Here is a 24,805-nt window from a genome sequence, read left to right as displayed (position 1 = left end):
AAATCATTCCCATAATGTTTTGATGGAGATGATTCTATTATTTAAACCCGCAAGCATCTGTCCCGTGAATGTATGAGAATGTAATTCTTTTTGAACGTTGTTTTTTATTTTCCCCAAAAGTCAAAATCATCATTGAACTGACGTAGAAAGTGTTTAATCATTCACGTTAGGTATTTTTCGTGAAGCGTTTAAATTTAATATGCGATATCGACTTGCATAAGAGGAAAATCGCTCACGTCATCTCGATAAGTGAAATGCATGATAAGGCTGGGAGTGGAATGACAAAACCTAAAATGATCATCGTGGAAGACGATTTAAAACTTCAGAAAATGTTGCAGGATTACTTTGTCACGCAAGATTTTGATGTCTCCACGTTAGATGATGGCGGTGATGCCGCGCATACTATCCTATCTGAGCAACCTGATATCGTACTCTTAGATCTGATGCTTCCTGTAAGTGACGGACTTACAATCTGCCGACAGACGCGTACACACTACAAAGGTAAAATCCTGATGCTCACCGCTAGTGATGACGACTTCGATCATGTCGCTGGTTTAGAGACAGGGGCTGATGACTATGTCACCAAGCCAATCAAACCCAGAGTTCTGCTGGCAAGAGTTCGTTCACTATTACGTCGCCAAGATACCAATACAGCTTCAGCCGACGATTCAGGCAGCCTACAGTTTGATAAACTGGTGCTGAAAAACACCTATAAGAAATGCGAACTTTCAGGTGAGGTTTTGTCACTCACAGACAGTGAGTTTGACCTACTTTGGTTATTGGCAAGCAACCCCGATACTCCACTATCACGTGACTACTTGACGAAAACGCTGCGTGGTATTGAGTACGACGGAATCGACCGAACAATTGATAACAAGGTGGTACGTCTAAGAAAAATATTGGGCGACGACCATGCGCCAGCAGAGAAAATTCAGACGATTCGCGGAAAAGGCTACTTATTTGTTTCCACCGCCTGGCATTAAACCTCGCTCAATACGAGCGTAATGAAAGAGAGCGATTATGCGACGTATCTATTTGGAGTCCCTACTAGGGCTATTGATTTGTTTTATTAGCGGTATTGTCGCCTACGAAATTTGTGTTTATCAACTTAATACCGACTACGAATATGTACTGCAAGATTATGAAGCAACAGCCCACCAACAACTGATAGAAAACATCGCCAAGAATCAAGGCCTTGAAGCGGCTCATCAAGCGATAAACCAGTTTGTAGAAACCACACGAAATAAACTGGTTACGTTCAGCCCAGACGATGAAATACCAGGCCCCGTTTCTAAGTTTTTCAGTACCAACCCGAGTACCTTTATCTTTCATGATGAAGAGCGAGATCTTTGGTTTCGCTTAGCAAACAGTGATAACACCTATCACTACCTACCCAACAGTGAAGCATTCGTTAGGCAAAAAATCGAGTTAGAAGATGACCTGATTTGGTTGTTCTTTTTAGCAAGCTTTATCTTATATGGCTTATGCCATGTACTGATCATCTTCCGCCGAGTAAAAAAACTGGAATCAGCCACTCTGAGTTTTGCAGAAGGGGATCTCTCCTCGCGCGCTGAAACCTCAAGTGGCATTGCGATCGGTTCACTGAACAAATCCTTCAACCTAATGGCCGACCGAATTCATCGCTTAATTGAAAGCAATCGCTCACTCACTAATGCTGTCGCTCATGAACTGCGCACGCCAATATTTCGTATTCAGTGGCAAGCTGAAATGTTGAAGGACACCCAGCTAAACGCAGAGCAAGAAAGTACGATTGAGAGTATTGTCGAAGACACTGAAGAGATGGAAAAAATGGTTGATGAGCTATTGTATTACGCCAAACTTGACAGCTGTGACCTAGAAAATTTGCAGCAACCATTAGAGATAAGAGACCTTCTCGACCACGCAATGACGCGCTGGAACAAAGATACAGAGCTCGACATAAACCTATCACTGCCAGAGCAACCTTATGAGATTCTTGCGGATGAGATACTGCTAAACCGCGCTCTAGATAATCTAGTACGCAACGCTATGAAATTCGCACGCTCTCAAGTGCTAATTGAAGCAACCGCGCAGCAAGAGCAGCTGCAGATTGCGGTACATGACGATGGTGATGGCGTAGCACAAGAACATCAAGCTCGCCTATTTGAACCCTTTTACGTTGGCGACAAAGCGCGTAATAAAGCCAAGAGTGGCCATGGATTAGGGCTTTCTATCGTCGAGAAGATCTGTGCTCAACACGGCGCTACCGTGGAAGTAGGTCAAAGCCAAACCTTAAAGGGTGCAGTATTCACTATAACCATTCAGCTATGTAATGATTCAGCTGACAAACCCATACAGTAACTACAAAACACCTCTGGAATAATGTTCAACATCGGTCGGGAGATGCTGTCTCCCTGTGAACCTATTGAATCTAAACTCCAATCATTCTTAAGGTGTGTTTATGAAAAAGTTATTAGTTGTTTTAGGCATTGTTTCTCTAGCGGGTTGTTCTGGTATTAGCCACAATGAAGAAGTGTACACAGCGCACGCAGAGAGCTTCAACATTGTCGGTTTCCAAGTTCCAGGTAATACTCAAGACCGCGCAATGGAGTTGGTTCCTGAAGGCGCAACCGTTGATACGATTCGCTCAACAAACTCTGATACGAGCTCTGTTCTGGGTATCATCAACCGTATTATCGGTATCGACTACGTTCAAGTTGGCGGTAAAAAGCAGTAGTTCACTTTAGTTATATACCTAGATAAATACTTGAGTTACGTACCTTTAATCAGTAGCCTGTACAAACTAAGTTAATCTAAGCCAGTGACCCGTCGCTGGCTTTTTTCATCCAGCAGATTTTGTGCTCTGTGCCAAAGAAGTGCCCAATCACCCTTCCCTCTTGTAACTAACAATTCGAAAAATAAGCCTAAAAATCTTCAAATTCTTATCAAAACTGCCCTTAAAATCGCTTAATAACCTTCAGGCTAAAATGACACCTTCAAATCGTTGATCCTTCTATCAGCTCGGAACACCTTAACTGAGGCACAGATCAATTTACTCAAGAATCTTAATTTCCAATAGAAATTAACACTTAATAAAAGTGTCATGATTTTATAAATAAAACATATAGGTGCGTTCAAAAATAAACAGAAACGATAACTATCTGTAAATACGAAAAATATAAGTTTCATGAATAAAAGAGATCGTTGCCATGCTACTAATTAATCGGATCGAATGATGTAAATTCGCTGTGAGAATTTTGTTGCGTTTTCTTGGATTTTACATGGAAAGAGAAAATAACAATGAAAATAAGAAAGCGTTTAGTCGCCGTTGCTATAGCCAGTGCTATGTCTTTGTCAGTGCATGCAAATGAATCGGTTCAGATTGATCAACCGATCAACTTTACTAACTTTTCTGGGTTGAACGGCCAGTTAGGTGTTAGCAATGCTTCTAGCTTCAAGATGGTTAAAGAAGTGAACCTGAAAAAGCGCGGTATCTACAAAGTTAAGATCCAGCAAAACATCTGGGGAACGCCGGTATGGGGGCACTACCTAAATGCAACCCAAAGTGTCCAAGGTGGCGCACTTAAGTCCGTTCAAGGCCGCTACCTTAAAACAACAACCCTAGAGCGTTCTTTTGTTAAACCATCCATCAACAGCGCTCAAGCGATTGAACTGGCGAGTAAAGATCTTAAGATTCAAGGCTTAACCAGCAAATCTCTAGACAATGTCCAACATCAGCTATTTATCTATCAAGGTTCAGTGAAGCAAGGCATCGGGCAACAAAGCGTAGATAAAACACGACTAGTATACGTTGTCTCTTACCTAGTAGAAGGCAGTGAGCAACCGACTCGACCGTTCACCATGCTAGACGCACACACAGGCGAAGTTATCGACCGCTGGGAAGGTATTGCCCACGCTCAGATCGGTACAGGCCCTGGTGGTAACGAAAAAACAGGCATGTACGAATACGGTACCGACTACCACTACCTTGATGTTCAAGAAGTGGGCACAGAGTGTGTGATGGAATCGGAAAACGTGGTCACGGTTGACCTGAATGGTGCAACAGACGGCGACACCACTTACAGCTATGAATGTCCTCGCAACGAACACAAAGCCGTGAACGGCGCATTCTCACCACTGAACGATGCCCACTACTTCGGTAACATCGTGTTCGACATGTATAAAAATTGGTTCGACACAGCACCACTCTCTTTCAAACTCATGATGCGTGTTCACTACGGTAACAACTACGAGAATGCATTTTGGGACGGCAGAGCCATGACCTTTGGTGATGGTGAAAGCTTCTTCTACCCACTTGTAAGCCTGGATGTATCAGCGCATGAAGTGAGTCACGGCTTCACAGAGCAAAACTCAGGTTTGATCTACGCGAATCAATCCGGTGGTATGAACGAAGCCTTCTCTGACATGGCTGGTGAAGCGGCAGAATACTACATGAAGGGCACCAACGACTGGATGGTCGGCCGCAATATATTCAAAGGCGAAGGTGCTCTGCGTTACATGGACGATCCCTCACGCGATGGCTCTTCAATTAACAACGCATCCGAATACTACGATGGCTTGAACGTGCACTACAGCTCGGGCGTGTTCAACAAAGCGTTCTACCACCTAGCAACCACACAAGGTTGGGACACCAAGAAAGCGTTCGAACTGTTCGTGTTAGCCAACCAAATCTACTGGTCTGAAAACAGTGATTTCTGGCAAGGTGCTTGTGGCGTGAAAAACTCAGCAACCGACCTTGGCTACAGCACCGATGATGTTGTTTCTGCGTTCAACTTAGTGGGCGTGTCATCTTGTGGCGAGCCGCCACTTCCGCCAGAGCCGGAATATCAACGTCTTGAGAATGGTGTTGAAGCTGCAGTTGCTGGTGAAACAGGCTCTAAAACTTACTTCGATATCGAAGTGCCAGAGGGTCAAAATAAGCTGACGATTAACCTTGCTGTCACTACCGGTGACCCGGATATGTATGTCGGCCTAGATTACGCACCAAGCTCTCAAGAGAACATCTGTAAGAGTGAAACCGTGACCGATGAAGTGTGTGTGATTGAGAACCCAACAGCTGGTCGCTACACGGTGAACATTCTGGGTTACTCAGATTACGCAGGTGCAAACCTGAAAGCATCGTACGAATCAGGCAATGCTAATGTACCGCCAGTTTCTTCTTTCGAACACACGGTCGTAGGCAAAGAAGTAGAGCTGCGTAGCACAAGTTCGGACAGCGATGGCCAGATCGTTTCTTACCAATGGAACCTAGGCGATGGCAACACGCAAACTGGTGAAGTGACTCGTTATACCTACGCTGAAGCTGGCGACTACGTGGTGACTCTAACCGTGACTGACGATGCAGGCGTTGCAACATCGACAAGCAAGTCGATCACGATTGAAGGTGACTCAGCAGAAGGCTTCCCGCTAAAACTGAAGTTTGGTAACAAAAACCCGAACGGTAAGGCTCGCGTTAAGCTGGCATGGGATTACGACACCAATGACTACTTCGTGATTAAGCGTAATGGCAAGAATGTTGGTGCTACAGACTTTAACTCATACGTCGACAAGTTCCGTCACAACGGCACAGTGGATGTGGAGTACCAAGTGTGTACCTCAAGCGATATCTGTTCAGAAACCAAGCACTACCGTTTCATTAAAACACAATAATCGATAGTAAATTCAGGGCTCCGAAAGGGGCCCTTTTCGCGGTTATCTGTTCAGAAAATGAAACATCTACACAAAAACATCCACGTGTTACACAAAAATCACCCCCATCAACATAACAATACTCACCATAAAAAGGACGACAAATGGCTATTCAAAAAAGCATGCTAGCTTTGGCTGTACTCGGAGGCTCTTTAGCCTTAATCAACAGTACTTCGGCTTACGCATCCCTAGGCATCACACCACCAGCGAACGAAGAAGTCTGGATTACCACCGATGCTGACGCACAGCATATAATGACTCAACATGGCGCAACGGTTTATCCAAGCGTGACTGGGAACAAGCACTCCATCGTAGCTAAAATCAACCAGAAAGAGCTGGCGAAACTATCCAGCCACATGCATGAAGAAACTCACCGTTGTGGTGGCTACATGGTGCACGAAGACAAAGCAAGTGCACTCAAAGCCGCAGCGATGCCACTGACAATGAACACCTTCGAAAAACCGGTGATCAGCCATCAAGACACAGTGAACGATCTGCTATCTCAGGTCGAGCCGAACAACATGGTCACGACTATTGAAAACCTAACCAACTTCACCAACCGTTTTTATACTACTTCTACTGGTGTCGCTGCTTCAGATTGGCTTTTAGAGCGTTGGGAAACAGAAATTAAGGATGTGCCGTATGCGTCTGCACGCCAGATCACGCATGCCGAATACCCACAGAAATCCGTTGAAGTGACACTGCTTGGCGCTAAATATCCTGAAGAGATCGTCGTAGTTGGTGGACACCTTGATTCGACCGTTGGATCTTGGACAAGCGAAGGCACCATCTCACCGGGAGCCGATGATGATGCGTCTGGTATTGCAACGGTAACAGAGTCGCTTCGCCTGATGATCGCCAGTGGTATTCAACCAGACAAAACCATTAAGTTCTATGGTTATGCTGCAGAAGAAGTTGGGCTACGTGGCTCACAAGATGTCGCTAATGCATTAAGAGACGAACAAGCAAACGTTGTATCGGTACTGCAATTAGACATGACCAACTACAACGGTTCAGCACACGATATTACCTTCATCACCGACTACACCGACAGCAACCTAACGGCTTACCTGAGCGAGTTGATTGATACCTACGCGAGCGACATCAGTTACAGTTTCGACCGTTGTGGCTATGCCTGTTCCGATCACGCATCATGGCACAACGTTGGCTACCCAGCAGCTATGCCGTTCGAGAGCATGTTCAACGATTACAACCCTAGCATCCACACGCAGCATGATACGATTGAGAACTCAGATCCAACTGCAACCCATGCCTCGAAGTTCGCTAAATTGGCGATTGCTTATCTCGTTGAAACTAGTCTGGATTCACCTGTTGCAGGTCCAACAGAACTTCAATATGACGTCCCTGTTGAAGGACTTACTGCAGGATATGGTGAAGAGCAATTCTTCACATTTACGACGGAAAGTGCAGGTCAGTTAACGGTAACATTAACAGGCCCTCGTAGTGGAGATGCCGACTTGTATGTGAAACACAATGGTACCGTATCGAAAGCGAGCTACGATTGCCGTCCATACCAGAACAGCAGCAACGAACAGTGTGTATTGAACAAGCCAGCGGGTGAATTCAACATAATGGTGCGCGGCTACCGTAACTTTAACGATGTCACCATCGTCGCTAGCTTCGTGCCGGGTTTGCAGTAACTAACCAATAGTAGCTAATCATTAGTAACTGGCAACTGACAACCCAACGAATCTTGGTGGTAAGTTTCAATTAAGCATATACCAGATTTACTCAGCTAACCTATTGGCTAACCACTTAGACAAAAAACATAACGCAGCTTAATTGGCTGCGTTTTTTCAGTAGTAACGTAAGTGTAGATGTAGATGAAAATAGTTACTTCACCAAAATCTAATTAAGCATCTCTAAATATAAATCAAAAGTTATATTTAAATTAAGTAATTTGACCACCTTACCCCAACACACCCACCTTATATTCAATTCTATAAATAACCAACACGAATAATAAAGCGATCACTTAATTAGTTAATGCTTATTCTATTGCTCTCTAACCCGTTAAGCAAATACCTAGCACCCAAATCCAAACGCCAATTTAAATATAATTCCACAAACGCTCATTTAATTACTTATTTAACGAAGCTCAACATCATACCCATATAATAAAAGAGGATAAATACTAAAAAAGGAGTAAGCGACAACAAAGATATGGTCAACAAAAACAACAAGTAAGACCAGTTCATCGGCATAAGGAAGAACTGGTTCAATTAAATCCAGCACTCCACATAATCATAAAAACAGACAACAAACACATATAATAAATATTGCATATATCAAACGGATATATATTATCTATAAATTATTTTAGCCTATATGTGCATTTTGTAAGTTTTGTTTTCAATTCAACAGGGACAATCCTGAATTATAAAAATCAAACACGACTTATATTGGGATTAGTTATGAGTAATAAACTAAAAAACAATATTTATTTTACGGAATTAATTGTCATTTTAACCATGACGACGAGCTTATTGAATTGGAATAATTTCAAAAAATCGTCAACCGTAAGTAACAGAAAACCGTTGGGATACAAATTTAATGCCCCCACCGAAGCTGCACTCGCTGGTGTTCAAGGATTTGGCTTTGCCATCTTAGCCGATGAGGTTCGCCACCTCGCTAACCGTACTCAACAAAGTACCACCAAAGTTAAAGAAGTTATCACCTCACTTCAACACGAGGCTAGCAACTCAATCACCACAATTGAAGATATGAAGGCTCCCGTAAGCCGTAAGCACGTTCAAGATAAACGGTTAAAACCTGTGTTCATTTAACGCTAAGTAGGAGAAGCAGTTCCCCCTACTGACAACATCGAAGTTAAACAATCAAGCCACCTCTAAGGAGGCTTGATTCAACGATTTATCGCATCAACCAACAAACTAAATCCCTAGCGTTCTCTTTACCATATTGGCAAGGAGAGGCTTTTTGCTTTCTAAAACAAGCAAACAACTTCGCAAAAACAAGGATAACTCTATGAAATTAAATAGATTAGCGCTCATTTCAGCCATGATTTCATCTAGCGCCGGCGCTTTTGAAATCTGTAAGATTGGGGACGAATATAACGTCTTAGATAGCGAAAGCTTCCACCAAGTCCGTCAAAAAAACTACGACGCATTTAGTGATGGCATTACCCCTGAAAACCTATTTCCATCATCGCCAGAGCACATTGTCGACTTAAAACCTTCTCTCTCTGAAGCCAGTGATGTTTTCCCAGAAACTGCCACCTTACTAGAAACAGGACCCGCCTCAGCTGTTACGCTAGCACCTGAGGAAGCAGCAAGGCTGATGGACACTTTGGGCCGTTCAACGACAGGGCTAGCGCAAGGTGCACTAGAAGCTCTGGGACCGATTGGCGACGCAGTTGCCGTTGGACTTTGGGCAAATGAGGTCGCAACTAGCTTCCAAGATGAATCACGTACCTCTTACGATCGATTTGCCACAGTAATGGGACTCGTCGATTGGTTTGGCGTTTTAAAACTTCCCGCGAGGGAGATCGACCGCCAAATTTTGAGTAGTCGCTGGGATAGAATTGCAGCAGGTAACCATTACAGTTATCACGTTCATGAGGATCTCGTCACCCAGCAAGATTTAAGAGACAAAATTTATTGGGCCGAACTCGCCTCAGACCAGCAAGCGATGTGGAACGCCGTAGCACGCGGCTTTGCCACCGATCTTGCCCTCAAATACGAGCAGAATTATCAAGAAGTGGTAAAGGCTCAGACCATTATGGCGGAAGAGCTGATCACCGCGGTCGACCACGAGCTACGCAAAGCCATCTTTAGCCAACTGGCTCTCGACCATAAAGACTCTCGACTGTTTGCATCGGACATTGCCTCTAGCTGTAACGAGGAAACTAAAGTGCTCGCAGACCTTTATCCTGATCATGATATTGATATTGATATTGATATTGATATTGATATTGAAGAGAGTAATTCCCTACCACCAGCATTACCTTCAAAACGCCAAGCGAACCGCGCACTGGCTAAACTTCAGCATTGTCAGCAGAATCTGCTAGATCAAGCAATTACCAAACTGAATGAGTTACGAGCAGGTCAAATTGAAGGGCTTGACCAAGCTGCAGTTCAACAGCTTTATGCACGCACACTTGCAGCCAAAACCCAGATCATTGAAACCGCGGACAACCATGTCAATTTGCTCAAGAGTAAGCTGCAAAGAGATATGTTCACACAAGGTGAAATCGCCGTTGAACGACTATTCCGTTCAGGCTCTGTAGAGACCATGCATAACTTCTTCAAGGCGCAAGCTGAGCGCAGCGCCATTGACGAGATGACACGCAGCATTCTAGGGCGCCCAGCAACAACACAAGAAATACGCAACAAAGAGATCGTTCTTCAAAGTGGTTACGAAAAATGCGTTCGTATTGGCATTCTAGGAGGCGACCCAAACTTTAGAGGTTGCGTTGAGTACGCTTGGGTGCCAGCAGAAACTCGCCCATTTATTCCATCTGAAGATACCGTTATTGCTCAGATCTCGCCGCCAAGCAAAGAAGCTGTAAAGCGCGTGCTTTTCGATTCACTTAGTAACCTAATTGATCATGGTTGGAATGCCGAAGCTGAGGAGCGTTGGTTGGAACAACAGTTGCTGGACTTTTCTGCGCAGCAACGCCTAAAACAGCAAGCCGAATTCGACAAACAACAGGTTTATCACTGGTTACTGGACTCAAGCGCAATGCTTGAAGGTGAATGTGGTGGCGGTAGCGCATGTGCTGGGTGGAGCTTGTCTTACCTTCAAAAAGAGAACCTTTCACGACAAGCGTCGCTGCATTACATCAACAATTGGCACGCAAACTACTCAGGCAAAAGCGCCTATGTGCACTCGAAGCGCTATCAAAAGCTTGGTGGCTTGATTGCCGCTGCGCTAGAAAGCGAGTGGCAAGCTAAGAAAGCTGTCGAATTTCATAGCTTCACTTACCCAGGTAGCATTGATCTTCAAAAAAATGCACCACTAATTTATTCCGCACTGAAATCATCCTCACTGGATCTTGCTCATCTGGAAGGCAACACGCTGCAACTCGCGAAAGGGATCGTAAAAACTCGTCTTGCTGAAGCGATCAGTGTCTCCGACAGCAACGGTGTTAAGTGGCTACATTCACAAGTGGGCCAATTCCAGCGCTATACATCGATCATACATTCTCAGCATATCTCTACAGGGCACCACGCCTCTGGGGAAGGTGAAGTCACCGCTCTGTTTTCAGAGATGCTGCCTGCTCACCTTATGCGCTACCTGATTTCAGACATCATCCCTGATAGCTACGATGCGCGCATTGAGCGCTCTATCGATGCCATCTTTAACCTAACGTCTGAACTCAATCAAAAGCTCGATAAGTTAAGCAATACAAACGAAAACTTTACCGATAAACCGGGTCATAGCTGCATGATTTACTACCCATACCTTAAGAGCGCACTGCTTGATGTTGCGGCTGATGATGACCTGTATTGGATTTCTCCTATCTCAGAATGGTACGACGCCGTCACTCGCCAACAGCTCAATATGTTTGGGGCGTTGAAGTTTGCCGTCATCAATCAGAACAATTTCGGCATTCCATGTGATTTAAGCCCTAACAGCTACCAATACCAATAAAGGGCGGACACTATGAATACTCGTTTTTTATTACTTCTCTGTTGTTTGAGTTTTGCTGCCTTCTCTCAACCGTTTGATGCGATCAAACAGCCAAACCGTTCAGAGGAAGAGGTCACCCAGCTAGCAGAAGACTTCAAAGACTGGTCAAAGGCTTCCAATGGTTGGCGCTACTCCTTCATAACTGCCAATGAAAAGGAAGCGGTGGAAGACTTTTCAATTTCCGGCTATCAGACCGCTAATGACTACCTAAGGGCGACTGACACCTCAACATGGGGTGTCGCTGGAGCAGATGCGAGGTATTACATTCGCACGGTTAAATCGGCCCTCAACAAGCTGCCGAAATACAAAGGGACCGCCTATCGAGGGGCTTGGGTAAAACTATCTCTGCTTAACAAGCTCGAAGAGGGGGACGTGTTGGTCGAGCCAGCATTTACTTCAACCTCTACTCTCCCAGAAGTCGCTAAGCGCTTTTCGGTAGTGCATCCCAACTCACCGCAAAGACTCAAGCGAATAGTCTTTGAGGTAAAGGTCAATCAAGGGGGTCACACCATTGCAGGGCTTTCGGAGTACAGCAAAGAAGCAGAGGTTCTATTTGCACCAAATGCACACTTTCGAATCACCCAGATAGAGCGAACTTCTAACCATACCTACATCGGCGTTGAGACGGTGAAGGCGTCTGCCGTCAAAAATACTCAGAAATATAATCTCTATTCAGGCGAAGAAGTAGAAGCATCATTTTGGCACTCTCTCGTTTGCACATAAGCTAAGGATCAAACAATGAAAAAATTTATTGGAGTGCTTTGTCTCTCTTTAATGACAAGTTTTTCGGCACAAAGTGAGGAGTTTCCTGAGTTTAAAGGGCGTTCACTCTCCTATCAGGCGCAACAACAAATTGCGGATGACTTGATGGACTGGGCAACGACGCACCATGTAAAAGCTGAAAAAAAGATGGTGCCTGAAGAATATTCCGCAATCAAAAACTATGGCCGAGTGGATCACGACGTGGTCAATGAATACATGCGGGCGGGAGAACCAGAAGGATATTTGTCTGAAATGTTTGGTCGCACATTAAAGTCGCGAGTCTTTCATATGCGAAATGTCATGAATAAACTTCCTAACTACAAGGGCACAGTCTACCGTGGCTCATCGATAAAAAATACGCTACTGGATAAGCTAAATGTTGGTGATATTCTGCACGAGAAAGCCTTTTTATCGACATCGACACTGCCTAGTGTTGCCAAGAACTTTTCGTCAGCTGGTGTTTACGAAGGCGCCTCTGCAGCTCAATTCAAAATTGAACTCAAGTCAGCAGGTCGCGCCATTAACGCGTATACGTTCAAACCGGATGAAGCAGAAATACTCGCGAAGCCAAACACCTACTTTCGAGTAGAAGCGATTGAGCGAGTCTCACCAAACAAAAACTACATCAAGATGCGAGAAGTAAAGAACCCTGCTCGATACCTAAAAGCGGAGCCTGATATCCACATCTATGACAGTTACAGCGGTGAAGAAGTCTCCCTTCGAAGTCGTAGCTCACTCTATTGCCTGTAGTGTAGCGTGCCTACGATTTTGTAAGCGGCTGATAAAAAAAGACCATCATCAAGATGGTCTTTTTTATTACTGGGGCTAGGGCTATTTAACTGGCTGTTTTACGCATTATCTCGCCACAAATGTATTCGCCAATAGGCATCGCTGAAGTCGCCGCAGGCGATGGAGCATTACACACGTGCAGGCTTCTTGGGCTTTCCGCAAACAGGAAGTCATGAACCAAGGTGCCATCCTTGAGTACCGCTTGAGCACGAATGCCTGCTGGGTAAGGTTTGAAATCTGACACAGTAATGCTCGGGCAGTACTTATTAACTAATTTTAGGTAACCCGGTTTCCACCATGAGTTCTTAAACTCGACCAATCCCGTTTTCAGGTGATTTGCAGTGACCTTCCAAAAACCCGCAAAACTGAGCATCTGCATCGTGTCCTTGAAACTAAAGTTCAGCTTGCCATACCCTTCTCGCTTCCAGCCTTGAACCGCATTTGGCCCTACTGTTACGGAGCCATCAATCATGCGTGTTAAATGCACGCCCAAGAACGGTAGCTCAGGGTCAGGGATCGGATAGATAAGATGATTCACCACTTGGTTGTGCTTAGCGTCCAACTGATAATATTCACCGCGATAAGGCACGATTTGGAAGTCGGTTTCAATACCAAGCATCTTGGTCATTCTATCCGCCATCAAGCCCGAGCAAGTGATCAAGAATCGACTGTTCAGCTGCAAGGTCTGCCCATCCACTTTGCAGGTCAATTGAACCTCATCGTCTTGCTCATCGACTAAAATCACTTCAGTCCCTAAGCTCAATTCCCCGCCAGCCTCAACAAACTGCTGAGCCATTACTTCGGTGACTTTTTTGTAATCGACGATACTGGTGGTTTTGACATAAATCGCCCCCAATCCCGTGATGTTTGGCTCGGCAAGTTTGAGTTGCGCTTGATCCAACAAATCGACATCAATATCGTTATCATGACAACGTTGATAAAGCGCGTTCATGCGCTCCACTTCCTGCTCATTGGTCGCGACCAACAACTTACCGCAGTTTTCGACGGGGATATCGTGTTGGCTGCAAAAGGCGATGGTGCGCTCTACGCCACGCTTACAAAAATCCGCCTTTAAACTGCCTGGAGCGTAGTAAACTCCAGCATGAATCACCCCGCTATTATGGCCAGTTTGATGCTGCGCAAAGCCACGCTCCTTTTCGACTAAAAGGATACTTTTATCAGGGTGAGCTTGCTGTAATTGCCATGCCGTTGATACACCAACAATGCCGCCACCAACGATAATATAGTCGTATATTGAGTTCATAATATTCCTACATTCAATCCTTTTAATTATAGGGGAGACACGACAGTGTCAGCCTCGGTTTGAGGTAAAGACTCTTGCTCACCGTCCGATTCCTTTTTCACTTGATTGATGTCGTATTTACGACCGCTGTAGATGAAGATGCCCACAAACAGCGCTACACACACCAAGCGAATCACGATTGACACATCAGGCCAAACCAAAGCCACACCCAAAGCAATCAATACCGCGCGCAGCACAAGATTAATTTCACTCTCTAAGTACCCCTCAATCGCGGCAACAAACGCGTAAGTACCAATGATAGCAAAGCCACCAGTGACCAAAACCGAGGTCACATCCCAACTTACTAAGTTGGTGTAAGCGATAAGCAGTGGCACCAAGTACAGGCCTTTGGCGATCTTCCATGCCATTAAGCCCGTTCTCATTGGTGGGGTTTTAGCAATGGTCGCGGCTGCAAATGCGGTTAAACAAACTGGCGGAGTTACGTTGCTGTCTTGTGATAACCAGAAGATGATCAAGTGTGCAGAAAGCAGCGCAAGGCTGATCGCTTCCAAGCCTAAGCTTTGCTCAAGTAGCGTTTCGACAAAGTCAGCAGGGACTAACGCGATCATCTCTTTGGCTGTTTCGAGAGCCATTGGCGCATTCAGTAAATCTAACTTGTCTGGTGCCGCTAACATGAAGATGGCTTTCGCCTGCTCTGGTAGCTGACCCGAAACCAACAGATCAAGCAACTGACTCTCAGCAATCAATTTATACAAAGCTGGAGCCGACAAAGTACCCAACACGATATAGGCCGCGGTTACTGGCAAGCCCATACCTAGAATCAAAGACGCTAGTGCGATCAAGGCAATCATGACTAGCAAGTCTCCATTCGCCCAACTGTTGATCATCAACGAGAAGGTGTTACCAATTCCGGTGGTGCTGATAACGTTAATCACAAGACCAATACCCACCAACAGCACAGCGGTGGTCGCCATGTTTTTCGCACCTTGAGAAAGCGCTTCGATGATCGCCTTTGGACCCATTTTGTGATTTTTAGAGAACCATGAAGCCACCACAACAGACAGAATTGAAATACCTGCAGCGTACGTTGGCGTAAAGCCTTTAACTAACAAAGTCACCAATACCGCTAGCGGGATCAGGTTGTGCCAACCCGACAGCAATACCTTCAATAGAGGTTCACAACCAGAAGTGACTTTTTGCACGCCACTTCGTTTTGCTTCAATACGCACAAAAAAGGCCACAGACAAAAAGTAGATAAGCGCAGGTAAGAAGGAAACCGCAATGATATCGACATAAGGGATCTGCGTGTAAGACGCCATGATAAACGCACCTGCGCCCATCACAGGTGGCATCAACTGTCCGCCCGTCGATGCAGCCGCTTCCACACCAGCAGCAAAACGCGAAGGGAAACCGGCTTTTTGCATCAGAGGAATACTGATGACACCTGTCGAAACCGTATTTGCTACGCTCGAACCAGACACTGATCCCATCAAACCAGAACCAATCACCGCAATGAAGCCGGGGCCACCAATCACTTTGCCTGCTGCCGCACGAGACACATCGATAATGTAATCACCAACGCCAGATCGCACTAAGAATGCGCCAAATAGGATAAACATGAACACGAAGGTCCAGCTGATTCTTGAGATAGAACCAAACATCCCTTCTGATGAGTAAAAGCTTCGATAAAGCAGTGTTTCAAGGCTCAAACCCGGAAAATGGAAGATGCCGCTGGTCCATTGCCCCCACAGCACCACATAGCTCAAACACACCAAGATAAGCACCGGAATAAACCAACCCATGGTGCGTCGGATAAGCTCGATTACGATAGCGATCGCCAAGATAGAGAAGAACCAGTCACTGGCGACAAACTTCACGCCTCGCTCATAAAGGGCATCTTCTGCAAAGGGAATGTAGATAAGACAAGCTAGAGCCGCCAAGGCGATCCCGATGTCCACAGCCAAAGCAATTTTGCTTCTTTTCAATGAGATGTGGGCGGGATACCAAAGCGCGCAAATGACCGCAAAACCGGCGAAGTGGGTCGCTGAAATCCAAAGCTCTGGCAAAGTAGATAAGGTGTTAAACCAAATGTGTAATAGGGAGAGGATCACTCCCATGGTTGTTATCGCTTTACCCACCCACGGAAAATCCGTTCGGGTCGGCAGTTCAAATTTTTTCAGTTCCTGCTGCAGCGAATCGCTCATAGAAAACTCCTGCTCTCCACAGCAAACGCGCAGAGAAAATCCATAAAGTAAGGAGGTGCACGAACACATTGTTGAGCGAACGTGCACCAAGCAATTAAGTCACGAAGTGGTTAGTTGATGGCAAACAGCTAGTTGACGATCAACTCAGAAGGGATCTCGATACCCACTTCTTGGTAGTAACGTGCTGCGCCTGGGTGAAGTGGCACAGGTAGGCCTGCAATTCCTTTCTCTAGTGCCATTGCTTTGGTCGCTTTGTGGATACCTTGTAGGAAAGGTAGGTTTTCATAAATTGCTTTGGTGAGCTCGTACACATCTTCTTCAGAGATGTCTTCACGAACCGCTAGGAAGTTAGGTTGTGCGATAGTCGTGATCGGCTTATCAACACCTGGGTAAGTATTTGCTGGGATCTCATATTTGGTCCAGATATTGTAATCACCGTTCGCTTGTTTGATCTGTGCATCAGTAAACGACAGGATTTGAATGTCTTCACCCAAGGCTGCAAACGCTTGAGTTACCGCACCAACAGGCACGCCAGCGGGTGTGTTCATGCCATCAATAGTGCCATTCTGTAGTGCACTCGCACTGCCGCCGTAACCCATAAAGGCAAGTTTAAATTGTTCTGGGTCTACGGACAGGCCTCGCATGATTTGACGGCCTGAATTCTCGGTACCTGAGTTCTTCTTACCGATAGAAAACTTCTTACCGTTCAAGTTATCAAGGTCACTCATGGTGCCCGTTTCTGTCAGATCAGAGCGCACGATAAAGTGCTCCACGTTCTGCCAAAGCATAGACACTGAACGTAACTGCTTTTGACTACCGGACTTCTCATATGGACCTAGCCCTTGCCACGCCCATGCGCCATACAGGCCTTGTAAGATGGCAAACTGTGCTTCGTTCTCATTCAGAAGTTTTACGTTCTCGCCAGATCCTGCCGAACTGATCGCAGCCAAAGAAAAGTGCTGCTTGGGCGCAAGCTTAACTTTACTCAATGTCGCCAACGCTACGCCTACAGGGTAGTAAGTGCCGCCTGTTGAAGCCGTCGCTAAAATGTAGCTGCGATCTTCTTGAGCTGAGGCATTACTGATGAGGCCAATAGATGCCATTGCGATTGCCAAAGTTTTAACTAGCTTGTTGTATTTCATTGTTACTCTCCATGTAGAGTTATTCACGTTATATTTTTGTTAACAACAATTACTAGATAGCAAGCGCAATGCCAATTTTTAACCACTTGTTTTAATTGTGTTTTATTTTAAAGGCTACTTTATATGAGCCATTTATTGCTTATTTAGTTGCTATTGGATGAGCTGTTTTTTGCTTATCCAAAGCAAGCTTTAACATCTATTTAAAGATAGCTAAGTCACACTGCGTCGTATTTATGTGATCAATATTTATAAAGTGACAAATATGAGGTGAGCTATTTTTTGCTCATTGATTCAGGCTGCACCTCTCATCTCTTCATCACTGCTTAATCAACATAATCACTTCGGTTCAACGCATAACGCACCATTTTTTGGTTTAGTGTTCGACGGGGTAAATCCAAATCTTGCATCACATCATTAATACGCCCCTGATAGCGAACCAAAGCATCATGAATCACCTTCCTTTCAAAGCTCTGTACCTGAACCGCCAACGGGATACCCGCCGTAGTTGTTTCTGTTACTGAGTTAGGTCGACACGCCAAAATATCCCCAACGGTCAGGCTTTCATCTAATGCAAAACGAATAGCCACATTACGTAACTCACGCACATTGCCCGGCCATGCGTACGAGAGCAGTGCATAGCGATCAGCCTCACTGGCCACTCGTGTTTCAGGGTTAGCTTCTTGGGTAAAGTGTTCAAACAAAAGCAAGGCATCTTCTTCTCGCTCACTTAGCGGAGGTAAATGCAATTGAGCAACGTTGAGACGATAGAAAAGATCTTGGCGAAAATCGGGGTGATTGAGTAGATCGCTTTTCGAGGCAGACACCACTCGCAGGTCGACATTTTGTTGCTGATTACCACCGACACGTTCCACGACATTATCTTGAAGAGTACGCAGCACTTTGACCTGCATCGACAGCGGCATACTTTCTATTTCATCAAGAAACACCGTGCCTTTATCGGCAAATTCAAGCTTACCAATGCGTCGTTTGGCCGCGCCAGTAAACGCTCCAGCTTCGTGTCCAAACAACTCACTTTCAAACAGGTTTTCTGGAATCGCGCCACAATTAAGCGGTACAAAAGGATGAGGTTTACGCTGACTAAACTCATGCAGACAAGAAGCAACCAACTCTTTACCACAGCCCGTTTCCCCATAAATAATCACATTAGTGTCAATGGAAGCGACTTTTTGTATTTGTTCGCGCAATTCGCACATCACTTTACTGCGACCGATCAGCACCTGTTCAATGCCTTTCAAATTATCTAGATAGCTTTGGCGGCTGATTCTGTCTTGAACACTTTGATGCTTTTCGACGGCTTCAGATACCGTTTGAGACAAACGCTCTGGATCGAATGGCTTTTCAATAAAATCATACGCGCCCTGTTGTAACGCCTTTACCGCCATATCGACATCGCCATGGCCAGTGATCAAGATAACAGGCACATCTGGCACAAGGCTTTTAAAGCGCCCTAGCAGTTCAACACCATCAATATCAGGTAAGCGAACATCGGTGATGATGGTCTGAAAATCACCCAACTCGACAGCATCTAACGCATCTTGCCCCACTTCAAATGCGGTGACATCAAACCCCGCCAACTGTAACCATTGGCTGGTTGCCTGACGCACAATCGCGTCATCTTCAATTAAAGCAATACGCTGCATAGTTTGGTTCCGTCGCTTACATCTGGATAATGTCGCCCACGGTATGTAAAAAAGGCGCAGACGAAAAGGAGCTAGCTCCCACTTTGAATAACACTCCTTTAACAGTTTAATAATGTTTGCTAGCTTCGATTTGTCCCACACTCCACCTTCCAAGCAATAAAACAGTGAAGCTTCGTATCTCATTAATCTAGATAGGTAAATCACTAATTTAAAAAGGATTTAATCAAGAATGGTTAACAACAATCGATATTGGTTATTCCTATGTGCCTGTTTATTGATTGGATTGGTGCAGGTCACCACCAAGAATGGCATCAGCCAGTGGAAACTCGAGCAAGCCCAACGCTACGCCGAACAACGCTTCCTTGGTTACATTGCCGAAGCGAGGCGAACCCTTAAACGTTTCTATTATCTGCCCTACCTGGTAACCAACGATGAAACCACGGTTCGTTTTATCGATGGTGAAGACCGCCTTGAAAAACGTATCAAGAAACAACTGATTCAATTGGATAAATCCGCCAATACCAAGGGCTGGTATCTGCTTTCTGGCGAAGGTGGTTTGTTGGTATCGAGTGTCGAAAGAAGCAAACTGAGCAATAAGAACGCCAGCACGATTGTTTCTAAGATCCACCATCAAGGTGGTGCGATTTCAGTGGTAACAAAAAACAAAGGTGTGACGCCCGATTACTTCATTGCCGCACCCGTTTATCGAGCATCCGATGTAGTGGGAATTGTGGCGGTACAAATCGACTTGTCGTTACTGACCGATCAATGGTTCGCCGATGGTGAAGCGATACTGTTCCAGAACCCTAGAGATCAGTTCTTCCTCTCCAGCGACAACAAGCTGAGTGCCGATTGGTTCAATGACACCTTCAATTCCCAACCGACAGCCACAAAACGCGAGTTGTACGACCAAACCCATATTCGTGTTTGGCGACTGCAAGGTAAGGATTACCTGATTCAGTCAATCAAGTTAGACGACCTCAATTGGCGTTTAACCTACCTCACCCCATTAACTAGCCTTAATCAAACCACTAACTGGATCAGCTGGAGCGTTGCGGTTGGCTGTCTTTTCATTCTGTTGCTATTGGTTATTCTTTACCAAAGACGCCAGAAAAAGCTCAGCAACCTGCGAATCCAAAAGCTCATCGAAGAGTCAGAGAAGCGACTGTCTGGGATGATCAATAAGACACATGTTGGATTAGTGCTGATTGACAAACACGGTCATATCCACGACATCAATCTAATGGCGAAAAACTACTTTTCCCTATCCAATTCAATGATCAACAATATCAAGGTATGGCAGTTATTTGAGGCGGGCAACCCGAACTCAACCACCTTGCAGTTGCTCAAGAACTTAGAACAGCACCAAGAGTTAGCCGAGATAACCAGCGTCGAAACCATGGCAAGACGCAGTGATGACAGCTACTTCCCGGTATTGTTCTCTATTAGTGCTTTTCCTTGGCACACCACAACTTATTACCTGTGTACCGTGATTGATATCAGTAAACGTAAGAAAGCGGAGATCGCGGTTCAGGAAGCCAATAAAACACTTCAACTGCGGGTCGAAGAGCGAACACAAGACCTCAAAGATGCACAACAAGAGTTGGTTGAATCAAGCAAACTTGCCGCATTAGGGCGGATGTCGAGTGCGATCACTCATGAGCTTAATCAACCGCTTACCGGTCTAAAAACTCTGCTTTCAAGTAATCAGTTACTGATGGAGAGAGGTGAAACTAAGATGCTGAAGGCCAACATGGATCTCGTGATGAGCCTCATCGACCGAATGGCCAACATGACCAGTCAATTGAAATCGTTCGCCTTTAAACGCTTGGAAAGCCCCTACCCGATTTCACTGACAGAAGCGCTTCAAGAGACCCTGCGTATTCACCAAGCAGAGTTAGACAACGTCGATATACGCGTACGTGTCGCCTCTAATATTTCGATGGTGATGGGAGAGGAAGCACGACTGAGGCAGGTACTTGGTAACCTCTTAAGAAATGCTATCGATGCTACGCAAAACCAGAAACCAGCGACCATTGTTATCAGCGCTCATACCGAACAAGAGCGTGTGATCATCAAGGTTCAAGATAACGGTTGTGGCGTATCCGAAGACCAACTAGAAACCATTTTCGAACCCTTCCACACCAACAAAAAAATGGGCGAAGGCTTGGGGCTAGGATTAGCCATCACAGCAAACAACGTGCGTGATATGCAAGGCACCTTAATAGCAAAGAACAATTCAGACCAAGGTATGACATTTACGTTAACACTGAAAAATGTCGATAGTGAGTAATCACTCACATAAAACTTAGATACCACATTTCATTTGAGTGCTACAACTAAAAAACCGCCCACATAAGGGCGGTTTTGATTCACTTATTGGCGTATGCCTTATTAGCTAATCCGTTAACGACTTACTCCGCTAAATGCTTCAACAGTAGATCTGTCGGACGAACAATCGCGATGATCGATTCGTCATAAATTTTCGCTGATTCAGACAATATCGCTTGGTAGGCATTCACGTCTGCTTCTCTCACCTTTTCGCCAGCTTGCGCTTTAGCAATCAAGGTTAACGCCAAGTCTGCAACTTCCGCCGTTTTCTCTGCAACAACCACCGTCTCGACCGAAGATACGTTACCAGCGAAGACAGTCTCTGCGGCGAGAGCTGCCGATTTCGCTTGCTGATAATGCCCTGCAAGTTGCTCTAGTGCTTGTTGATTGCCTGTCACCACTTCATTGACCAAGTCTTGCATCTCATAAACGGCATAGCTTTCCACAGGCAGTGCATCAACGAAGCGATTTAGACGCTCGTATTGGCTGTATAAAGTGCCCTTAGGTTCCGTAGAGTTCCACTTTTCCCAGTTACGTGCGTAGTACTGTGCTGGCTCGGTGTATTTCGCTAACACGCGTAGATCGTGGATATCCTGCCCTTTAGCAATACGTTTTAACAACATGTCGGCATCCGCATGGTGACGCAGGCCAACCGATACTTCAGACCATGTGTCCATCGCCTTCATGCGCTTGTACATACTGCGCTCGTCAGTCAGTTCCGCATCAGACCAGAAACGCTCTGCAATAGCGTAACTACGCGGCCATAGGTAGTTTTCTACTGTGAGGCTATCTTTGTTCTCTAGCCACATGGTGATCTCACCACCTAAAATCAGCTCTTTTTCTTTATCTGTTAATTCCGCAGGGTAACCGCCATTTGGCTCTGGAATCACGCTGCCTTCAACATCACTGCTCGCAATCACTTCACCTGTGGTTGGCCAGCGCACGTTACCAATCAACTGATAACTGCCTTCAGCAAACCCATTTGGATTCAGATTCAAGTTGAATTCTGTGTACGACATGAAGTTATCGAAGTGGCCGACAAAGGTTTTACCCGGCACATAATCAAGGATGTGGATCTCTTCACGAGACTTACCGTTGTAATCACTAAACGCACGGAAAGTACCGTCTTTCGCTTCAATGATAGTCAATGTTCCCTTACGCGGACCGCCTTTTGAGCGTGGCTTCTCCCATTGGTACGTCACGAATTTTTCACCACTGTTCAGCTTGTCGTCAACCGTGATGCCGCTTGGCATTGGATCATTACGATAGTGGTAGCTAGTCGGCTGAGGTTGGTCTAGGTAGTAACCGGTAGAAAGAATCCCTGGGTAGCCCTCTTTAGCAGCACGGCCAATGCTGTCATGGCCTTGCCAGCTTTGAATCACGATCGAAGTTGGCAAATCTTTGTGCCAAATTTCATCCCAACCCGTCATCTTCTTACCGCGCTCTTCAAGCATCTTCTCAACTTTTACATTGAGATAAGACTGCAAGCCGCGTTCGCCGTCGATATTGTTCTCTTCGATGAACTCTTGGTGCTTTTCGCTGTTTTTCCACTGCGCATAGTTCGGCTCATCTCCACCAATGTGGAAGTACTCATCTGGGAATAGCTCGGTCACTTCATCAAACACATCACTCAGCATTTCATAGAGCTCTGGGTTAAGTGGATCCATCAATGGCTCAAATACGCCCCAGCCACGTTCTTGTTCGTAGCTTTGACCTTCACCACCCGACATCAAGCGTGGGTAAGCGTGCGCCACAGCAGAAGAGTGGCCCGGCAAGGAGACTTCAGGAATCACACGAATACCAAGGTTACGAGCATACTCAACTAGGTAACGAACTTGGTCTTTGGTGTAGTAGTTGCCATCGGCGGTTTCAGACCACAGACGCGGCCAAGATTCCGTTTGAATACGGATACCTTGGTCGTCCCAAAAGTGCCAATGGAACACGTTCATCTTCGCCGATGCCATCGCATCTAATTGACGAATCAGGACATCAAATTCAATGAAGTGACGAGAGGTATCGTAAGAGACGCCACGCCAGCGGAAACGAGGCTCATCGACAATTGTTACGGCAGGAATATGGTAGCCAGTCGCTGTGGTTTCAACGAGCTGTAAAAGGGTTTCGATGCCGTGGATAGCGCCGTATGGGCTTGGTGCACTCAACGTGATTTGTTCGCCTTGAGTGGTGATCTTGTAAGATTCTACAGAGTCGATGTTCTGAATTTCAGACTTTGATGCGGCATCAATATCAATGATCAGATTCGCTTGATCTGCGCTATCAACCTGCCAGTTTAGAATCGGCACACCTGTTTGACGCTCAAGGCGGTCGATAAAGCGCTTCGCCGTATATTCAACACGGTCAGAATTAAACCCTTTAATGTAAACTTTAAACTCTCCGTCTACATTCACTTGACCTGATTTTAATTCCACGGTCTGAGGATAAGGCATTAAATTTAAGTCTGTATTAGGTGCCATTGCAAAAGCCATTGGAGAAACTACTGAACCGGATATCAATAGTGACAATATAGTTTTTTTCATTATTAATTTTCCTATATAACTTTCATTGTATTTTATTTATCAGAGCCTATTCACAAAAATAAATAAGCTTTGTTGAATTAGAATGAGAAATTAACACCAACTCGGAAACGCCAATCCGTTTTATCGTTTTCAGATTGCACCGTATCCGCATCAACCACTTCTGCATACGGCCTCACTGTTGGCTTCCATTTATATACTGCTTTTACGGTATGCTCGCGAGCATGTAGATCGCCGGTTGCGAGCTCTGTCGTATGATGTGTAATCTGATCGAAATACGTAAAGGCATACGAAATCATGTATTTATCTGTATTGTATCCCGTCCAAATATCATAACGGTTTCGCTTTGCTGTCTCTTCGTTGCCATAGTCATTCACTAAAGCTTCGGTCGAAAAGTCATAACGATAACGACCATGTACAAAGAGGCCATTGTCAAAGTTGTAATTGAGCTTTAGATAAGGCATCAAGAAAGTATTTGAGCCTTGAAAATTCATCACTACGCCAGGGTTCAGCATAAAGTTGTCATTGATGGCATAGGTGTAATAATGGGTAAACTCGGTATTAACCACCTTCGTTTCGTCATACGCTCCCGCGGCATGTCGAACATTCGTCAGTGTTTCTAAACCATACCCATTATCAAAATGGTGGCCAACAATAAAACGACTTCGGTACTGATCTGTCGTACTTCGATACTCTGCCCTTAAATCAACATAACCCCCGGCAGTTGAGGTCATTGGTAATAATGCTAGTAGTGTTAAAG

The 24,805-nt window shown here is 45.3% G+C and carries 16 protein-coding genes; 10 read left to right on the top strand and 6 right to left on the bottom strand.

The window, feature by feature from the left end; all coding sequences use genetic code 11:
* The first annotated feature begins 278 nt into the window (after window positions 1-278).
* The 9 genes from ATB74_RS01745 (at window position 279) to ATB74_RS01705 (ending at window position 12,873) form a co-directional block, all read left to right on the top strand.
* On the top strand, window positions 279-983 hold the full coding sequence (locus ATB74_RS01745; RefSeq protein ID WP_061016130.1) for a response regulator: 705 nt from the start codon (window positions 279-281) through the stop codon (window positions 981-983).
* A 37-nt stretch (window positions 984-1,020) separates the two neighbouring features.
* Complete coding sequence (locus ATB74_RS01740) at window positions 1,021-2,340, top strand: sensor histidine kinase (RefSeq protein WP_061016127.1); 1,320 nt, start codon at window positions 1,021-1,023, stop codon at window positions 2,338-2,340.
* Between the two features lie 100 nt (window positions 2,341-2,440).
* Window positions 2,441-2,716: a hypothetical protein gene (locus ATB74_RS01735; protein WP_017065177.1), complete on the top strand. Its 276-nt coding sequence runs from the start codon at window positions 2,441-2,443 to the stop codon at window positions 2,714-2,716.
* Between the two features lie 563 nt (window positions 2,717-3,279).
* Window positions 3,280-5,649 (top strand): M4 family metallopeptidase, encoded by a 2,370-nt coding sequence (locus ATB74_RS01730; RefSeq protein WP_061016125.1) that lies wholly within the window; start codon window positions 3,280-3,282, stop codon window positions 5,647-5,649.
* A gap of 143 nt (window positions 5,650-5,792) precedes the next feature.
* On the top strand, window positions 5,793-7,349 hold the full coding sequence (locus ATB74_RS01725) for a M28 family metallopeptidase (RefSeq protein ID WP_060980768.1): 1,557 nt from the start codon (window positions 5,793-5,795) through the stop codon (window positions 7,347-7,349).
* A gap of 774 nt (window positions 7,350-8,123) precedes the next feature.
* Window positions 8,124-8,495: a methyl-accepting chemotaxis protein gene (locus ATB74_RS01720; RefSeq protein WP_081090045.1), complete on the top strand. Its 372-nt coding sequence runs from the start codon at window positions 8,124-8,126 to the stop codon at window positions 8,493-8,495.
* Window positions 8,496-8,694: 199 nt separating this feature from the next.
* Window positions 8,695-11,322 carry a hypothetical protein gene (locus ATB74_RS01715; RefSeq protein WP_061017695.1) on the top strand — a complete coding sequence of 876 codons (2,628 nt, stop codon included), beginning with the start codon at window positions 8,695-8,697 and terminating at the stop codon, window positions 11,320-11,322.
* A 12-nt stretch (window positions 11,323-11,334) separates the two neighbouring features.
* Window positions 11,335-12,084, top strand: coding sequence for an ADP-ribosyltransferase (locus tag ATB74_RS01710; RefSeq protein ID WP_060980769.1), 750 nt, complete (start codon window positions 11,335-11,337; stop codon window positions 12,082-12,084).
* Between the two features lie 15 nt (window positions 12,085-12,099).
* Complete coding sequence (locus ATB74_RS01705) at window positions 12,100-12,873, top strand: ADP-ribosyltransferase (RefSeq protein WP_060980770.1); 774 nt, start codon at window positions 12,100-12,102, stop codon at window positions 12,871-12,873.
* Window positions 12,874-12,958: 85 nt separating this feature from the next.
* On the opposite strand, the gene lhgO is transcribed toward ATB74_RS01705, so the two are convergent.
* The 4 genes from lhgO to ATB74_RS01685 form a co-directional block, all read right to left on the bottom strand.
* Window positions 12,959-14,176, bottom strand: a complete 1,218-nt coding sequence (lhgO, locus tag ATB74_RS01700) for an L-2-hydroxyglutarate oxidase (RefSeq protein WP_061016122.1) — start codon at window positions 14,174-14,176, stop codon at window positions 12,959-12,961.
* Window positions 14,177-14,202: 26 nt separating this feature from the next.
* Window positions 14,203-16,380 (bottom strand): TRAP transporter permease, encoded by a 2,178-nt coding sequence (locus ATB74_RS01695; RefSeq protein WP_060980772.1) that lies wholly within the window; start codon window positions 16,378-16,380, stop codon window positions 14,203-14,205.
* A 128-nt stretch (window positions 16,381-16,508) separates the two neighbouring features.
* Window positions 16,509-17,522, bottom strand: a complete 1,014-nt coding sequence (locus ATB74_RS01690; protein ID WP_060980773.1) for a TAXI family TRAP transporter solute-binding subunit — start codon at window positions 17,520-17,522, stop codon at window positions 16,509-16,511.
* A 323-nt stretch (window positions 17,523-17,845) separates the two neighbouring features.
* Window positions 17,846-19,183, bottom strand: a complete 1,338-nt coding sequence (locus ATB74_RS01685; RefSeq protein ID WP_060980774.1) for a sigma-54-dependent transcriptional regulator — start codon at window positions 19,181-19,183, stop codon at window positions 17,846-17,848.
* A gap of 229 nt (window positions 19,184-19,412) precedes the next feature.
* On the opposite strand from ATB74_RS01685, the gene ATB74_RS01680 reads away from it, so the two are divergent.
* Entirely contained in the window at window positions 19,413-21,476 is a 2,064-nt protein-coding gene (locus ATB74_RS01680) for an ATP-binding protein (RefSeq protein WP_061016120.1), read from the top strand.
* A gap of 121 nt (window positions 21,477-21,597) precedes the next feature.
* Here ATB74_RS01680 and ATB74_RS01675 read toward each other — a convergent pair whose 3' ends face one another.
* Together ATB74_RS01675 and ATB74_RS01670 are read right to left on the bottom strand one after the other, a co-directional pair.
* Window positions 21,598-24,048 (bottom strand): family 20 glycosylhydrolase, encoded by a 2,451-nt coding sequence (locus ATB74_RS01675; protein ID WP_061016119.1) that lies wholly within the window; start codon window positions 24,046-24,048, stop codon window positions 21,598-21,600.
* Window positions 24,049-24,125: 77 nt separating this feature from the next.
* The gene (locus tag ATB74_RS01670) at window positions 24,126-24,779 is read right to left on the bottom strand and encodes an oligogalacturonate-specific porin KdgM family protein (protein WP_244270897.1); all 654 of its coding nucleotides are present in this window, start codon (window positions 24,777-24,779) and stop codon (window positions 24,126-24,128) included.
* Between the last annotated feature and the right edge of the window lie 26 nt (window positions 24,780-24,805).

Origin of the sequence: Vibrio splendidus (genome assembly GCF_001557875.1) — a bacterium.
In the GTDB taxonomy this organism is placed as follows: domain Bacteria; phylum Pseudomonadota; class Gammaproteobacteria; order Enterobacterales; family Vibrionaceae; genus Vibrio; species Vibrio splendidus_F.
This window is presented reverse-complemented; position numbering and strand designations above follow the sequence as displayed.

What these genes read in the sequence shown, in the direction of transcription:
- ATB74_RS01745 (WP_061016130.1), top strand. Translation starts at nt 279, where the DNA reads ATGACAAAACCTAAAATGATCATCGTGGAAGACGATTTAAAACTTCAG.
- ATB74_RS01740 (WP_061016127.1), top strand. Translation starts at nt 1,021, where the DNA reads ATGCGACGTATCTATTTGGAGTCCCTACTAGGGCTATTGATTTGTTTT.
- ATB74_RS01735 (WP_017065177.1), top strand. Translation starts at nt 2,441, where the DNA reads ATGAAAAAGTTATTAGTTGTTTTAGGCATTGTTTCTCTAGCGGGTTGT.
- ATB74_RS01730 (WP_061016125.1), top strand. Translation starts at nt 3,280, where the DNA reads ATGAAAATAAGAAAGCGTTTAGTCGCCGTTGCTATAGCCAGTGCTATG.
- ATB74_RS01725 (WP_060980768.1), top strand. Translation starts at nt 5,793, where the DNA reads ATGGCTATTCAAAAAAGCATGCTAGCTTTGGCTGTACTCGGAGGCTCT.
- ATB74_RS01720 (WP_081090045.1), top strand. Translation starts at nt 8,124, where the DNA reads ATGAGTAATAAACTAAAAAACAATATTTATTTTACGGAATTAATTGTC.
- ATB74_RS01715 (WP_061017695.1), top strand. Translation starts at nt 8,695, where the DNA reads ATGAAATTAAATAGATTAGCGCTCATTTCAGCCATGATTTCATCTAGC.
- ATB74_RS01710 (WP_060980769.1), top strand. Translation starts at nt 11,335, where the DNA reads ATGAATACTCGTTTTTTATTACTTCTCTGTTGTTTGAGTTTTGCTGCC.
- ATB74_RS01705 (WP_060980770.1), top strand. Translation starts at nt 12,100, where the DNA reads ATGAAAAAATTTATTGGAGTGCTTTGTCTCTCTTTAATGACAAGTTTT.
- lhgO (WP_061016122.1), bottom strand. Translation starts at nt 14,176, where the DNA reads ATGAACTCAATATACGACTATATTATCGTTGGTGGCGGCATTGTTGGT.
- ATB74_RS01695 (WP_060980772.1), bottom strand. Translation starts at nt 16,380, where the DNA reads ATGAGCGATTCGCTGCAGCAGGAACTGAAAAAATTTGAACTGCCGACC.
- ATB74_RS01690 (WP_060980773.1), bottom strand. Translation starts at nt 17,522, where the DNA reads ATGAAATACAACAAGCTAGTTAAAACTTTGGCAATCGCAATGGCATCT.
- ATB74_RS01685 (WP_060980774.1), bottom strand. Translation starts at nt 19,183, where the DNA reads ATGCAGCGTATTGCTTTAATTGAAGATGACGCGATTGTGCGTCAGGCA.
- ATB74_RS01680 (WP_061016120.1), top strand. Translation starts at nt 19,413, where the DNA reads ATGGTTAACAACAATCGATATTGGTTATTCCTATGTGCCTGTTTATTG.
- ATB74_RS01675 (WP_061016119.1), bottom strand. Translation starts at nt 24,048, where the DNA reads ATGAAAAAAACTATATTGTCACTATTGATATCCGGTTCAGTAGTTTCT.
- ATB74_RS01670 (WP_244270897.1), bottom strand. Translation starts at nt 24,779, where the DNA reads ATGACCTCAACTGCCGGGGGTTATGTTGATTTAAGGGCAGAGTATCGA.